Source organism: Peribacillus sp. Aquil_B1, from assembly GCF_022603275.1.
Lineage (GTDB): Bacteria > Bacillota > Bacilli > Bacillales > DSM-1321 > Peribacillus.
Genome location: NZ_JAKXEE010000003.1, coordinates 187,581 through 201,526 on the forward strand (window position 1 = coordinate 187,581; position 13,946 = coordinate 201,526).

Annotated in this window: 13 protein-coding genes; 3 read left to right on the forward strand and 10 right to left on the reverse strand. The window is 42.1% G+C overall.

Going from position 1 to position 13,946, the window contains the following annotated elements; translation table 11 throughout:
* Window positions 1-50: 50 nt before the first annotated feature.
* From MPH60_RS19080 to MPH60_RS19090, 3 genes are read right to left on the reverse strand one after another with little or no spacing between them, the layout of a single operon-like run.
* A complete protein-coding gene (locus MPH60_RS19080) occupies window positions 51-809 on the reverse strand; it encodes an iron ABC transporter ATP-binding protein (RefSeq protein WP_034310071.1) in 759 nt (252 codons plus the stop codon).
* On the reverse strand, window positions 803-1,750 hold the full coding sequence (locus MPH60_RS19085; RefSeq protein WP_241593207.1) for an iron chelate uptake ABC transporter family permease subunit: 948 nt from the start codon (window positions 1,748-1,750) through the stop codon (window positions 803-805). Before MPH60_RS19085 ends, MPH60_RS19080 begins: the two co-directional genes overlap by 7 nt.
* Window positions 1,743-2,693: an ABC transporter permease gene (locus MPH60_RS19090; protein ID WP_241593205.1), complete on the reverse strand. Its 951-nt coding sequence runs from the start codon at window positions 2,691-2,693 to the stop codon at window positions 1,743-1,745. Before MPH60_RS19090 ends, MPH60_RS19085 begins: the two co-directional genes overlap by 8 nt.
* 272 nt (window positions 2,694-2,965) lie before the next feature.
* Here MPH60_RS19090 and MPH60_RS19095 point away from each other — a divergent pair, with 272 nt between their 5' ends.
* The 3 genes from MPH60_RS19095 (at window position 2,966) to shc (ending at window position 7,214) form a co-directional block, all read left to right on the forward strand.
* Window positions 2,966-3,307 (forward strand): DUF1450 domain-containing protein, encoded by a 342-nt coding sequence (locus MPH60_RS19095; protein WP_241593203.1) that lies wholly within the window; start codon window positions 2,966-2,968, stop codon window positions 3,305-3,307.
* 195 nt (window positions 3,308-3,502) lie between these two features.
* Window positions 3,503-5,152 (forward strand): M14 family metallopeptidase, encoded by a 1,650-nt coding sequence (locus MPH60_RS19100; RefSeq protein WP_241593201.1) that lies wholly within the window; start codon window positions 3,503-3,505, stop codon window positions 5,150-5,152.
* Between the two features lie 166 nt (window positions 5,153-5,318).
* Complete coding sequence (shc, locus tag MPH60_RS19105) at window positions 5,319-7,214, forward strand: squalene--hopene cyclase (protein WP_241593199.1); 1,896 nt, start codon at window positions 5,319-5,321, stop codon at window positions 7,212-7,214.
* 227 nt (window positions 7,215-7,441) lie between these two features.
* Here the strand turns inward: shc and MPH60_RS19110 are convergent, their stop codons facing one another.
* From MPH60_RS19110 to MPH60_RS19140, 7 genes are all read right to left on the reverse strand, one after another.
* Window positions 7,442-7,924, reverse strand: coding sequence for a tetratricopeptide repeat protein (locus MPH60_RS19110; RefSeq protein WP_241593197.1), 483 nt, complete (start codon window positions 7,922-7,924; stop codon window positions 7,442-7,444).
* Window positions 7,925-8,185: 261 nt separating this feature from the next.
* The gene (locus MPH60_RS19115) at window positions 8,186-8,734 is read right to left on the reverse strand and encodes a PepSY domain-containing protein (protein WP_241593194.1); all 549 of its coding nucleotides are present in this window, start codon (window positions 8,732-8,734) and stop codon (window positions 8,186-8,188) included.
* A gap of 65 nt (window positions 8,735-8,799) precedes the next feature.
* On the reverse strand, window positions 8,800-10,155 hold the full coding sequence (locus tag MPH60_RS19120; protein ID WP_241593192.1) for a sensor histidine kinase: 1,356 nt from the start codon (window positions 10,153-10,155) through the stop codon (window positions 8,800-8,802).
* The gene (locus MPH60_RS19125) at window positions 10,152-10,847 is read right to left on the reverse strand and encodes a response regulator transcription factor (protein ID WP_241593190.1); all 696 of its coding nucleotides are present in this window, start codon (window positions 10,845-10,847) and stop codon (window positions 10,152-10,154) included. Before MPH60_RS19125 ends, MPH60_RS19120 begins: the two co-directional genes overlap by 4 nt.
* A gap of 696 nt (window positions 10,848-11,543) precedes the next feature.
* Window positions 11,544-12,065, reverse strand: a complete 522-nt coding sequence (gene msrA / locus MPH60_RS19130; RefSeq protein WP_241593188.1) for a peptide-methionine (S)-S-oxide reductase MsrA — start codon at window positions 12,063-12,065, stop codon at window positions 11,544-11,546.
* Window positions 12,066-12,163: 98 nt separating this feature from the next.
* A complete protein-coding gene (locus MPH60_RS19135) occupies window positions 12,164-12,772 on the reverse strand; it encodes a response regulator transcription factor (protein ID WP_241593186.1) in 609 nt (202 codons plus the stop codon).
* Window positions 12,773-12,784: 12 nt separating this feature from the next.
* Window positions 12,785-13,906, reverse strand: a complete 1,122-nt coding sequence (locus MPH60_RS19140) for a sensor histidine kinase (protein ID WP_241593184.1) — start codon at window positions 13,904-13,906, stop codon at window positions 12,785-12,787.
* Between the last annotated feature and the right edge of the window lie 40 nt (window positions 13,907-13,946).

Below are 13,946 nucleotides of genomic sequence, written 5' to 3' on the forward strand. Positions count from 1 at the left end.
TTCTGGACGGCTACGAATACTGAAGTAATTTAAAACCAAATGGATTTGTCTTACGTGAAGTACACACAGATCTTATTGTCATTGATACTTTGGATTTCAATATCCATATCATAAATTTCCTTTAATACATTGGAATTGATGACTTGCTCGGTAGGTCCATTATGAACAACCTTGCCATCCTTTAATGCGACAATATAGTCGGAATAACAGGAAGCAAAATTAATGTCATGAATGACGATAATGACCGTTTTCCCCAATTCATCGGCCAATCTCCTCAATACCTTCATGATTTGGACGGAATGCTTCATATCAAGATTGTTCAGGGGTTCATCAAGTAGTACATACTCCGTGTTCTGAGCAATAACCATGGCAATGAAGGCCCGCTGTTGCTGCCCGCCGCTAAGCTGGTCAAGAAACTTATCCTGCATGTCAGCAAGTTCCATATATTCAATCGCTTCATCGACGTATTTCCAATCCTCTTTCGTCAGTTTGCCTTGTGAATAAGGAAAACGGCCAAAGGCGACGAGTTCACGAATCGTTAAACGGATATTGATATGGTTAGCCTGTTTTAAGATGGCAATCTTTTTCGCAAGTTCATTGCTATTGAATTTCCCCATATCCTTACCCTCGATCAGGACTTCTCCTGAATCCCGGGTAATGAGACGGCTGATCATTGAAAGGACGGTACTTTTCCCCGCTCCATTGGGACCGATGAAGGATGTGATTTTCCCTTTCATTATTTCAATGGAAACATCCTCGACAACCGTTTTATTATTATATTTTTTGAATAAATTTTTCACTTCTACCATGATTTATTCTCCTTTAATAGAAGATAGATGAAATAGACACCGCCGACAAAGTTGATGATGACGCTTAAGGTCGTGGAGAACGTAAAGATCCGCTCTACAATGAATTGGCCGCCGACCAAGGCAATCACACTGATCAGCATGGCACCCGGGATGATATGTTTATGCTGATAAGACTTAATGAATTGATAAGCCACATTTGCAACAAGCAATCCGAGGAACGTGATCGGACCGATCAGGGCTGTCGAAATGGAGATTAAAACCGTAACGACGATTAAAACCCGCTTCGTGACAAAATCATAATCCACACCCAAGTTTATGGCTTGGTCCCTCCCCAGGGACATGACATCTAAATACTTCAAAAATCTCATGAAATATATCATTGCCGCTATCATGAGGATAATGGCTAACGTTAACAGGTCCGTGTTGACATTATTGAAGCTGGCGAACATTTTATTTTGAATGATTTGAAATTCATTCGGGTCAATCAATACCTGCATGAATGAAGACATGCTGCCAAATAAGGTTCCGAAGATGATACCAATCAGCAAAAGGAAGTAAATATTGCGGTTTTTCTTGAACATGAACTTGAACAGCAGGCTTGCAAAAATAAGCATGGCCGCAAGTGTAAGCAGGAAATTGAGATTTTTATTCATGATCATGATATGCGTTGAACCGAAGATGAAAATCACTCCAGTTTGGATCAGCATATACATGGAGTCCAACCCTAAAATGCTTGGTGTCAGGATTTTATTATTCGTGACCGTCTGGAAAATCACTGTTGAAAAAGCTATTGCACAACCAACCACGATGATGGCGATGATTTTTATGACCCTTCTCGGCAGTGCATAATCCCAATTCGGGCCAAGGTCCCAAAAGATATAACCTGCCGTTAAAGCAGCTGCAAGAGCAGCCAATATAATGATCCTACTTTTATTATTCATATGCCTTTCTCCTCATTATCAAATAGATAAATACGGCGCTTCCTATCACACCAACCACGAGTCCGATCGGGATTTCAAATGGATATATGAGGATCCTGCCCAGAATATCGCAGATCAATAGGAATACTGCCCCTAGCAATGCTGTATGAGAAAGACTCTTTTTCAAATTGTCACCAAGGTAAAGGGATACAATATTTGGTACGATCAACCCTATGAAAGGAATCGTTCCCACCGTTAACAAAACGACAGTGGAGGATAATGCCACGATGATCAACCCAAAATTGACTATAAGCTTATAATTGAGTCCTAGATTGATAGCAAACTCCTCACCCATCCCTGCCACAGTGAATTTATTGGCAAAGAAGTATGCGAGAATGACGAGAGGGATACTTACATATATAAGTTCGTACCTTCCCGACATGATCATCGAGAAATCCCCATTCATCCATGTGTTGAGGCTTTGAATCAAATCATATTTATAGGCAAAGAAAGTCGAGATGGATCCGACGATATTACCAAACATCAAACCAACCAATGGAATGAAAATCGTATCCTTATATTTCACTTGATCAAGAATTTTCATGAACAAGAATGTACCTGCCAAAGCGAATATGAAAGCGAATGCCATTTTCTCAATAAGTGCTGCCGATGGAAAAATGATAATGGCAAGAAGAAGTCCCAGCCTTGCAGAGTCCATGGTACCGGCAGTCGTCGGGGATACAAATTTATTGCGGCTCAATTGCTGCATGATCAGACCGCTTATACTCATCACAATACCGGCAATGACTATGGTCACCATTCTGGGGAAACGGCTTTGCAGCATGATTTGCACTTTATCATCACTTAGATTCAATAAATCCAGGGGGGTAATATCTTTTACACCAATGAATAATGACGTAAATGATAAAACAATTAACGCCATGACTAAATATCTTATCTTCATCTACATTTCCTACTCTTCCTATCTCACTTTAATACAGCGATAATATTTTTAATTAAATATATTTGAATAAAGACTATCGCAAAGTCATCTATTGAAATGGAAATCATGAAGCTGCAATAGTTACAAGGTTCTTCCATTCGTGATAATGAGATTCATTATCATTATCAGTCATTCTTATTCTATCATTTCTTAGACATGTGTCAATATATACAAGGGAATTACTTTGATATTCCCCGAATAGTAAGATTGTAATGAATTTGGATGAACGAATCATGCATTTCTTTACAGGAAGTGATAAAATCAAAATAACAAATATTTACTCTTCCAATGAAAGAAGCGATATGATGAAAAACTTGCTATCCAAAGTGTTCTCAAAAAAGGCGAAAATTCAGATTGAATTTTGCCAAAATAATCTTGACCGCTTCCTTAATGAACAAACAGTTGCCGATTATGGTAAGTTCTTAGAGAATCCAAGGATTCAATATAAGGAATATGAATGTTTGAGTGAGTGTAAACTTTGTCAGAAAACCCCCTATGCGAAAGTGAACGGCCAAATAATGAGTGGCGAAGATTCACAGGATCTTTTAAATAAGTTACATGATGAATTGAAATGATACGGGCAAAAATTGCTTGTTCCGTGTCATTTTGACTACTTACCTGTAATTATACAGAATACAGGTGATGAACATCTATTAAAAGGAATCATTAATCTAGTCGTTACTTCCTGTTTTTCACTATTTCCTACGTTTCCACTGTATAAATAGCCTAAAATATGATAATTTATGGAAAAGATAGACAGGAGGACGTCCATGAAAAAAATCATTCCTACCATCGTTTCAGTCGTAACACTAGGTCTTGTCACTAGCTTGCCTGGCCCTATAGCCGAGGCGGAAGAATTCACCCCTTATTATGGAAATGGTCCAAGCTACATTCAACCAGAAAACCTCTCCCACCTTTTCCCTGACCCTAATGTTTCTTTCAAAACCCCTGCCTTTAAACAAAACAAAGTCGCCTTTACGAGCCAGGAAGAAATGTTGGATTCCATCAAGTCCCTCTCCCATAAAAACAAAAACATCCAGATCAAGACGATAGGTAAATCCACAGAAGGACGCGACATCCCGATGCTTCTTTTCAGCAAGGATTCAAAAAGACCGATTAAAGATTCCCATAAACCATTGATTTGGATTCAAGGTCAGATCCATGGCAATGAACCCGCTTCAGGTGAATCTACATTAGTCCTTGCACAATGGCTGGCTGAAGGCAAGCTTGGTGATGTCCTCGATAAAGTGAATGTTGCCATCGTTCCACGAGTCAATCCTGATGGCTCTTATTATTTCAAACGATATACCGCAAATGACATGGATGCGAATAGGGACTACTTAAAAGTGGAGTATCCTGAAGTGCAGACGATTCATCAATCAATCGATCAATATGAACCAGAAGTCATTCTGGATGTACATGAATATACAGTGAATCCTGCCCCCCTTAAAAAAGTGGGAGCAAATGGATCGATCGCTTCCTATGATTTACTCATCTCCTCAGCCAAAAATTTAAATATTCCCAAACAGCTTCGAAAAGCTTCCGATGAACTGCTTTTGCCTAATGTTTTTAAAACATTGGACCAAGAAAAGCTTTCCTATCACGATTACTATACACTGGCTACTTCTGATGATGGAGTCCTTACCGCTACAGAAGGAAGCACAGAAGCCCGGATTGGCCGAAACGCCCTCGGTTTGAAAAATACAATGACCTATTTAATAGAAACAAGGGGAATCAATATCGGCCGTACGGATTTTAAACGACGTGTTTTTGCACAAGCTACAGCACAAGCAGCATTCATCAAAACGGCAGCCGAACAGGCCAGTAAAGTTAAAAAGGCCGTTAAACAGGCAGAAACCGAAGTCGTGCAAAAAGGGCGAAAAGCAAATGATAACGATGAAATTGTCATCATCAGCGAAAATAAATTGGTTAAGGATCAAAAACTGACTGTAGTCGATTTAGCGAAAGCGAAAATGATCGATGCCTCCATCGATTGGCTGGATTCTACCGATGCCTACCCTACCCTTGTCAGAGATCGTCCGACAGCCTATATCCTTCCACCCGAATATAAAAATATCGCCAAGAAACTTCAGCTATTGGGAGTGGAAGTGAAAAAATTAAAAAAACCTATGAAGGTAGCTGTTGAAAGCTATAGGGTCAATGATTTAAAAGTTTCCGCTGAACTGGAAAGCGGACATTCCACAAGGGAAGTCACGACCACCGTTACTTCAAAAATTCGGGATTTCCCAAAAGGAAGCTATGTTTTCGACATGGCCCAGCCTGATGCCAACTTCATCTCCCTTGCCCTCGAACCTGAAGGCATTGACAGCTATGTGACCTTCCATTTCATCCCGGCTGCCAAGGGAAAAGAACTGCCGATTTACCGCTATATGCAGCCATCTTCCTTACCAGTTAAATGATTTATAGTCCAAATGACGCTTTGGCAGCTTTCATTGCCAAAGCGTTTTTAGTTTCCCCCCTCTTTTATTCAGTTGGGACGATGCGCCTGACATGATTTCTTGAATGCAACGACAAGTTTTGAATATACATATAAACGGAAAATGTGTTTTTAGAGGAGGAAAGTCATTGAACCAACATGTACAATTGGAAATCAACCGCCTTGTTCATCGCTTGAAACAAGACCAATCCGCTGATGGTTCGTGGAATTATCCCTTCGACACCGGGATAACGGCAGATGCCTATATGATCATATTATTGAAAATTTTAGATATGGAAGACACTCCTCTTATAGAGGCTTTAGTAAAAAGAATCGAAAGCAAGCAATCCGAAAACGGTTCATGGAAACTTTTCCACGACGAGAAGGACGGCAATGTTACGGTTACGATCGAGGCTTACTATGGCCTTCTTTTTAGCGGACTCCGCAATAAGAATCACCCCCATATGAGGAAAGCCAAACAATTCATTCTTTCCAAGGGCGGCATCAAACAGGCCAAAATGTTAACGAAAATGATGCTTACCGTAACCGGACAATATCAATGGCCTCGTCTATTCCCCATTCCTCTCGAAGTGGTCTTACTGCCTCCTACCTTTTTCGTCAGCATTTATGATCTTTCCGTATATGGGCGGGTCAACATGATTCCATTGCTATTGCTTGGCCATAAAAGGTTTCAAATCAAGACCCCTGACACGCCAAGTCTAAAAGATTTATTTCAAACAAGCGAGGACCGATCCGAAGAGCATATGTGGGAGGAGTATCGTACCGAAGAATATCGTTCCTTTTTCTCTAAACTTCAAGCAGGCGTCAAAACCTTGGTTGGTTATCCGGATTATTTGCATTCCCTAGCCTTGGATTCAACGAAAAGGTTCATGCTCGACAGGCTGGAACCTGACGGGACACTGTACAATTATTTCGGTTCTACTTTTTTCATGATCTTTGCCCTCCTTTCAATTGGATATTCGAAAAGAGATCCTGTGATTCTAAAGGCCATGGCCGGTCTGAAGGGGATGGCCTGCTCCATTGAGGGACACACACATATCCAGTTCACGACGCCCCATGTTTGGAATACCTCCTTAATAAGCTACGCCCTTCAAGAAGCGGGCATACCTTCCAAAGACAAAGCGGTCAAGGCCGCCAATCAGTACTTGCTGTCACGCCAGCATTATATGTATGGAGATTGGCTGATCCATAATCCTAACGCGATTCCAGGCGGCTGGGGGTTCTCGGATTTAAATACCATGAATCCGGATGTCGATGATACGACCGCTTCACTGCGGGCGCTGGCTAAGCAACTGCAAGCAAAACCGGATAATCGGGACAGCTGGCAGCGCGGTGTCTCCTTCACGATATCCATGCAAAATGATGATGGTGGATTTCCAGCCTTCGAACGGAATAACGACCATAAATGGCTGCAGCTTCTTCCTATAGAGGGTTCGAAATATCTCCTGACTGACCCTTCTACCGCTGATCTGACAGGAAGAACGCTGGAATTCCTGGGGAACTATACAAATATGAAGAAGCCGGAGGAAGTCAGTAAAAGAGCGGTGGATTGGCTATTGGAAGACCAGAAGCGTGATGGCTCCTGGTATGGACGCTGGGGCATCTGCTTTCTATATGGTACATGGTCTGCACTGACCGGCATGAAGGCAGCAGGGCAAGCCACTGGACATCCATCCATACAAAAAGCCTTAACTTGGTTGAAGAAAATTCAAAATGAAGATGGCGGCTGGGGTGAATCTTGTTACAGTGATATCAAGCAGCGATATATCCCCCTCGGAACAAGCACACTGACACATACAGCATGGGCTGTGGATGCGTTGATATCGGCATCAGAAAAGCCGACAGCCGCGATTGAAAAAGGGATTGCCTATCTCATCCGTGCAGGTCAACAAGAAAGCTGGACCAATGATTATCCTGCTGGCCAGGGAATGGCAGATTTTTTGTATATTCATTATCATAGCTATCGCTATATTTATCCCCTTTTAGCCTTAAGTCATTACAATAAAAAATTCCTGAAGACTTAATTGCCAGTGTTCTGCTATCCTATTAAAAGTGAATATGTGGATTACCTGTGGAAAAGTAGTGAATAACACTGTGAAGTTATCCACAATCCGAGGTTATCCACATTCATTCATCCGTAAAAGTGGCAAAAATAAGAATTCCCCGTCATATTTGTTGATTCATTCATTTTGGATATGTAGAAATGACTTGTTTTATCCAGGCTTTGTGGATAGTTTGGGGATGATCACGATTATTTGAAAACTTTATCCAGCTTATCACTATAAAATTCTATGGCCTTGGCATAAGATTGGATTTCTCGATCATTCGAGGTTTCGGCAATTATCTTCAATAAAGACTCCATTGCAAGATCATGTTGGCCCAAATTATAAAATGCCATGGCCCTGAATACCACTAAAGCCTTATCCTCAGGAAACTTCGCCAACCCGGATTCCAATGTCTGTCTTGATTTTCCATATTCCCCAATGGTGCGATATGTGCTCCCCAACCCTAGGTAGGCCCCTTTTGCATCCTCCTTTGACAAACCTAATTCGAGTGCCGCTTCATAATAGGGCACCGCCTTTACCTCAAGTCCGAGAATATCCAAACTCCAGGCACACTGATACTGTATGACTGCATCCCCCGGATTTTGCTTTGCCAGATCCATCAATAATCGATTGGATTTATCGAATTCTTTCTTTCCCCTTAGTGACAGTGCCTCTTCCAAATTTCCCATAATCAATCCTCCATTGTATAAGATTCCTTATTGCCCCTATTCGCGTTTCTTCTTTTAAATCCCTTTATAACCGCATATGTTTTCAGAGTATCATCAGCTACATGTTGGCTCCTCCACCCATACGCCACTTGGATCGATTGCTTCTTCCTTCCTCCTAATTTCGCTTGAGATTCATAATCGCAACTAAAAAAAAGGATCTGCCGCTTGGCAAATCCTCTCATACATTTCAGTTCAATTCATTCATATATCACATATCGCTGATTAATCATCCAACTGGTTTTTCAATACTTTACCCGTGGTTGCATCCACCACAACATCATATTCCTTTTGTCCTTGTTTTATTTCCAGCTCGTACACAAGTGTGCCATTCTCTGAATCCAGCTCCATATCCGTTACTTGACCATCCACCGCTTTCAAGGCAATCTTTTCAGCTTGATCACTGCTGACTTTTGCAGTTTCCACGGCTGGTTGTGTGCTCATATCCTCATCGTCATCGTCTTCCATCTCCTGAGAAAGAATCTCTCCCTTTTCAGCATCGACATCAACGTCTTGATAGCCTTCTTTTGTTTTTACGGTCATCTCATAGGTCATCGGCTGGTCCCAATCCTTTTCAAATTGAGTAACTTCCCCGCCTAGTTTTTCTGAAATCATTTTAACAGCCTCATCCTCGGATAGGTTCCCCTTATTGACTGCATATACCGCCGTTCCAGCAGCACCGCCGAATAGCAATATGGAAGCTATGGACACCGTCATGATTACCTTTTTCCTTTGAATGATACCTTCTTTAATCGTACTCCACTGTTTTTTCATGAATGAATTCCTCCTTTAAGTTGTTACCTTAATAATAAGCATCCTTCATGAAATGAACATGAGCGTTAGATTAGAATTTGATGAGAAAGAGTAAGAGTCACCAAAGTTCCCTTTCCCACCACACTTTGAATTTCCAATTTACCGTCGAATGACTCGACAAGCGTCCGGGCGATGGAAAGCCCGAGCCCATTGCCTCCCGTTTTCCTTGCCCTCGATGAATCCACGCGATAAAAACGTTCAAAGACATGGGGGAGATGTTCTGGTGATATTCCTCCGCCGTGATCTTTCACACCGATAAGAATTTCATTATCCTGCCGTTTTATCATGATTTGTATACTTGATTCACTGTATTTTATTGCATTGTCCAATAGGATGACCATCACCTGTTCAAGCTTACTGGAAACGGTCATTGCATATATTTCTTTAAACTCTGATTCTATCGTTATTTCACGATTTCCCGTCCTTCTGAATGTTTGGGCAATCCCCTCACAAAACGAAATAAGTTCTATTTTCCCTTCCGCATCAGCTGAAAGTTCCGTTTGGGAGGCAGACTGCAGAAGATGCTCCGTCAGCTTTTTCATCCGGATGGCTTCATGGTGAATTGCCTCCACTGCCTCTTCCTGAATCGCCTCATCCTTCATTCCCCAGCGTTTCAATAGAGAGGAGTAGCTTTCGATGACCGTAATCGGTGTTTTCAATTCATGGGAAGCATCTGAAAGGAATTGCTGCTGTTGGTTATAATTCCGCTCCAGCCTTTCTATCATCCTGTTGAATGCCGCTCCCATCACCTGCAGCTCGTCCTTTGATTGATCCGATAGCGGTATCCGTTTGAATTCTCCGCTTTTCTCAATATCCTTCATCGTTCCGCTCATGATCGATATCGGTTTGAGGATCAGATTGGCCAGCCACTTACCGGCAAGAATGGATAAAATAATGACAAAAAGGGATGCACCGCCCAAAACCAGGGCAAGCGTCGATAAATTATCAAGAAGGGTATCCTGCGGCTGTGTGACCTCGATCACCCCTAGCTTCTTCCCTTCATCAGGATAAGGATAACGGTAGGTCAATACATATTCCCCGTCAGCTTTGGAAAAATCATATCCTTTCTCGTTAATGGCTTTAACCGCAAGTCCCTTAAGGTCCTCTTCATCCGTAAATGATTTTACCAACCTTCCATCCGTGTCGAATATCCGCACCATTCCATCGTCAGGGATATACGGCTCCATTAAATCGGAATCACTGGAAATCAAATCTTTCGTCAGCATATTTTCTTCGATTAATGAAGCTTGATCTTCAAGCAAATCCCGTTCCCTTTCCACCGATATCCAAAGAAAGGCGATTAAAACGATGATACTCAACAAGATAAGCATGACGCTTAAAAAAAGACTGGAATACGATTGGATTTTCGTCCGAATCTTCATACTGGCTCCTTCAAGCTGTAACCTACACCGCGGTAAGTATGAATAAGCTGCAGATCAAAGGGATAATCTATTTTTTTGCGCAAATAACGGATATACACATCAACCACATTCGTATCCCCTGCAAAGTCATATCCCCATACATGGGTCAGGATTTGCTCCCTCGAAAGTACTTGATTTTTATTTTGCAAAAGATAAACCAGCAAATCGAACTCGCGGGAAGTCAGCTCAATCCTATTGCCTTGCCTGTGAATGTCCCTTGTACCAAGGTTTAACTTCAGATCATGGATTTTTAGTTCATCCACTTCACCTTCGGATTGGCTCTCCCGTACATTGGTACGAAAACAAGCCCGGATCCGTGCCAGCAGCTCTTCAATTTCAAACGGTTTCGTTACATAATCATTCGCACCATGGTCCAGGCCATTCACCTTGTCTGGCACAGCATCCCTTGCGGTTAGAAGGATGACCGGTGTCGATCCATTCTTTTTCCGGTAACGCCTAAGTACTTCTATGCCATTCAACTCGGGCAGCATCACATCCAATAAGATTAAATCCCACTCTTCAGCTTCTGCCCTTTCCAGACCTGTCTTTCCGGTAAAAGCCGATTCTGTTTGATAACCCTCATGATTAAGTTCCAGCTGAAGGACCCTCGCTATTTTTTCTTCATCTTCTATTATTAAAATTCTCTTATTCATGATCATCACCACCTACCCCTTAGTGTACTGAAGAAATATGAAAATATCATGAGAAATTGACCCCTCCGCATAAAAATCCGATGAAATAATGAATTTAATTTTTGTACCTTTAAAAAAAGAACCGAATGTGTATGGTCCATGCCAGACACATACAGAGAACCCCCATATCTAAATAACGGTTATCCATAATAAAAAGACTATGGAATATTTCCATAGTCACAATTTGTCGACAAAATGGGGTTCGGAACGGCCTCATCCCGAATAACTGGCTTGGCAGACAGTCAGTGGAAAGAGAGCGGATTTTTGATAACAGCTAGAGCGTTGATTTCCTCTCCAGGCACTCGCTTTCCGCGGGCGGTCCGGGAGCCTCCTCGGCGCTCTTTGCGCCTGTGGGGTCTCCCTTGAACACGCTTTTCCCGCAGGAGTCTTGTACCTTCCGTTCCAATCAACTGGATTGCTTTTTAAAGAAAAGGCTGTAGTCTCGTCTCATCCCTGACTTTGATTAAGAAATGGTTGCATTTTGGGTTTTTTATTGTTTAATGAAACCTCATTTGATTGAAGAAATATGCGACACTCCTGCCGAAAAACTGGCTAGTCAAGACCCCACAGGCGCTTGCTTTGATGCGGCTTGGCAGACAGTCGGCGGAAAGAGAGCGGATTTCTAAAATCAACTGGATCGTTTAATAATGATCCAGTTCATTCACCGTTCCAATGCTGGTCAATGAATTCATCGCGTCCCGATTTCGCACGGTCCGCTTTATAATCATCTTTGTTTTTTTTATGATAGCCTTGATGGTATTCTTCGGCAGGGTAAAAGGTTTGGGCCGGAATGATTTCCGTTACGATTGGTTTCTTGAACTTCCCGCTGGCCGCTACCTTTTCTTTCGCTTCAAGAGCCAATTTTTCTTGAGCTTCATCATGATAGAAGATGGCCGTCCGATATTGGCTTCCTCTGTCGTGGAATTGACCTCCATCGTCGGTTGGATCGATTTGCTGCCAATATAGCTCCAGCAATCTTTCATAAGGAAATATCTGAGGGTCGAAAGTGATTTCCACGACTTCATAATGTCCCGTAGTTCCCGTCTTCACTTCCTCGTAAGTCGGGTTTTCAACATGCCCTCCCGTATAACCGGATACGATTCCCCCAATCCCCGGTTGTTCTTCAAATGGTGTCACCATGCACCAGAAACAGCCTCCAGCAAATGTAGCCTTTTGCATAATGGTCATCCTCTCCTGTATGTAATAAAAATTAATATACCATATTTCAATTCTGGCACAGTGTTTTATTTGATTTGCAAGCCGCCAGGGATTTACCTTTAATCTTTTGACCAGCCCTTTTCCTTGAATCTAACAATCGCTTCAACACGGTTGCTTACATCCAATTTATCAAGGATGACCGAAATGTAATTGCGAACCGTTCCGTTGGTTAGATATAGCTGGCTTGCGATTTCCTTTGTCGTCTTGCCATCTGCAATCAATTTGAGCACTTGGCACTCTCGTTCAGTCAAAGGGTTTTCTTCTTCGAAAGCCATATCCACCAGCTCAGGAGCATAAACACGCCGTCCATCCATGATGACGCGGATCGAATTCGCCAGTTCCTCACTTGGGCTATCCTTCAGAAGATATCCGCCTACCTCGGCCTTTCTGGCTCTTTCAAAATACCCAGGACGTGCAAAGGTGGTCAAAATGATGACTTTGCATTGGTGGCCTTGATCCTTGATCTCCTCCGCTACATCGAGCCCGGTTTTAACTGGCATTTCAATATCGGTTATGCAGATATCCGGCTTTAATTGATTGACGAGATTCATTGCTTCCTCCCCATTGCTCGCTTTTCCTACAACTTCCATATCACTTTCCAAATCAAGGATGGAACCTAGCGCGCCAAGCAGCATCCGCTGATCTTCGGCAATTACGATTCGAATCAAGGTTAATCCCACCTATCCATTATTTTTTATAGCATTCGGAACCCTTATATAAAGTGTCGTTCCCTCTGTTGATTGAATATCCAGGCTCCCATTAACAAATTCCAGCCTTTCTTTCATTCCTTGAAGTCCATTGCCTTTAATATACTCTGATCTATGTGAAAGCCCCACTCCATTATCCTGTACTGTGATCGTCACACCTGTTTGTAATTCCTCGATAACGATATGACAGCAGTCGGCACCGCTATGTTTGACGATATTGGTCACAGCTTCCTTCAAGCACATGCTCAAAACCGTTTCAACAAGCAATGGGGTATCTTGCAATTCCGTGGTCCCTTCCAAATTGAAATCTATCTCTGCCGCTTTCAATATTTGCTTGACCCGGATAATTTCATCGGTTAGCTTGGACCCACGCATTTCCGACACCATTTCACGTACTTCCTTGAGTGCCGTCCTCGCCGTTTGACGGATATCCTTGATTTCCTTCTTGGCCGTCTCCGGATTCAAATCGATCAATTTACCTGCGAGGTCACTTTTCAAGCCAATCAAAGACAGCTTTTGTCCAAGTGTATCATGTAAGTCACGGGCAATCCGCTGACGCTCTTCCATTTTGCCAAGCTCTGATATTCTTTTATGAGCGTCCTCCAATTGTTCTTCCAGCATGCCCCGTTTATTCCGATTATACGTGTTGAAAGGGAGCAGGATCACGCCTACCACACAAATGAGCATAAAGGGAAATTGCGAAAAGAAGGTAGGGTCTTTCATGATGAAGCCAATATTGACAGACACGATGGTAGCCAATAGCTGGATTGAATATAATACGAAAAAGCCAACCTTATTTTGAACATTCCCAATAAAGAATGCTAAAAAAAGTGAAAAGTAAATGTAGCTGAAAAATATGGTCATCGATATGGAAATGATTATTTGTATCGCGGTCCATACGTATACGGGCCAACCCTTCGAAACAAATGAGAGACCATATGATATGAAAAACAATATGATCATGACGATTCCAAAGACTATCTCCAACATCGAAGAGGATTTGAAGATGAAATAAAAAGGAAGGATACAAAAAATGATCCAGACATAAGGGCTCAGCCCTGTGTTTTTCGGAAAGATATGATACCAACTTTGCATGGCGCCGCCTCTATTTCTTTTTATCCTAGTATATACTAAG

Excerpts from the sequence above, each read along its gene's own strand:
- MPH60_RS19115 (WP_241593194.1), bottom strand. The coding sequence starts at position 8,734 with ATGAAAAAACAGTGGAGTACGATTAAAGAAGGTATCATTCAAAGGAAA.
- MPH60_RS19120 (WP_241593192.1), bottom strand. The coding sequence starts at position 10,155 with ATGAAGATTCGGACGAAAATCCAATCGTATTCCAGTCTTTTTTTAAGC.
- MPH60_RS19125 (WP_241593190.1), bottom strand. The coding sequence starts at position 10,847 with ATGAATAAGAGAATTTTAATAATAGAAGATGAAGAAAAAATAGCGAGG.
- MPH60_RS19085 (WP_241593207.1), bottom strand. The coding sequence starts at position 1,750 with ATGAATAATAAAAGTAGGATCATTATATTGGCTGCTCTTGCAGCTGCT.
- msrA (WP_241593188.1), bottom strand. The coding sequence starts at position 12,065 with ATGCAAAAGGCTACATTTGCTGGAGGCTGTTTCTGGTGCATGGTGACA.
- MPH60_RS19095 (WP_241593203.1), top strand. The coding sequence starts at position 2,966 with ATGCATTTCTTTACAGGAAGTGATAAAATCAAAATAACAAATATTTAC.
- MPH60_RS19100 (WP_241593201.1), top strand. The coding sequence starts at position 3,503 with ATGAAAAAAATCATTCCTACCATCGTTTCAGTCGTAACACTAGGTCTT.
- MPH60_RS19080 (WP_034310071.1), bottom strand. The coding sequence starts at position 809 with ATGGTAGAAGTGAAAAATTTATTCAAAAAATATAATAATAAAACGGTT.
- MPH60_RS19140 (WP_241593184.1), bottom strand. The coding sequence starts at position 13,906 with ATGCAAAGTTGGTATCATATCTTTCCGAAAAACACAGGGCTGAGCCCT.
- MPH60_RS19090 (WP_241593205.1), bottom strand. The coding sequence starts at position 2,693 with ATGAAGATAAGATATTTAGTCATGGCGTTAATTGTTTTATCATTTACG.
- MPH60_RS19110 (WP_241593197.1), bottom strand. The coding sequence starts at position 7,924 with ATGGGAAATTTGGAAGAGGCACTGTCACTAAGGGGAAAGAAAGAATTC.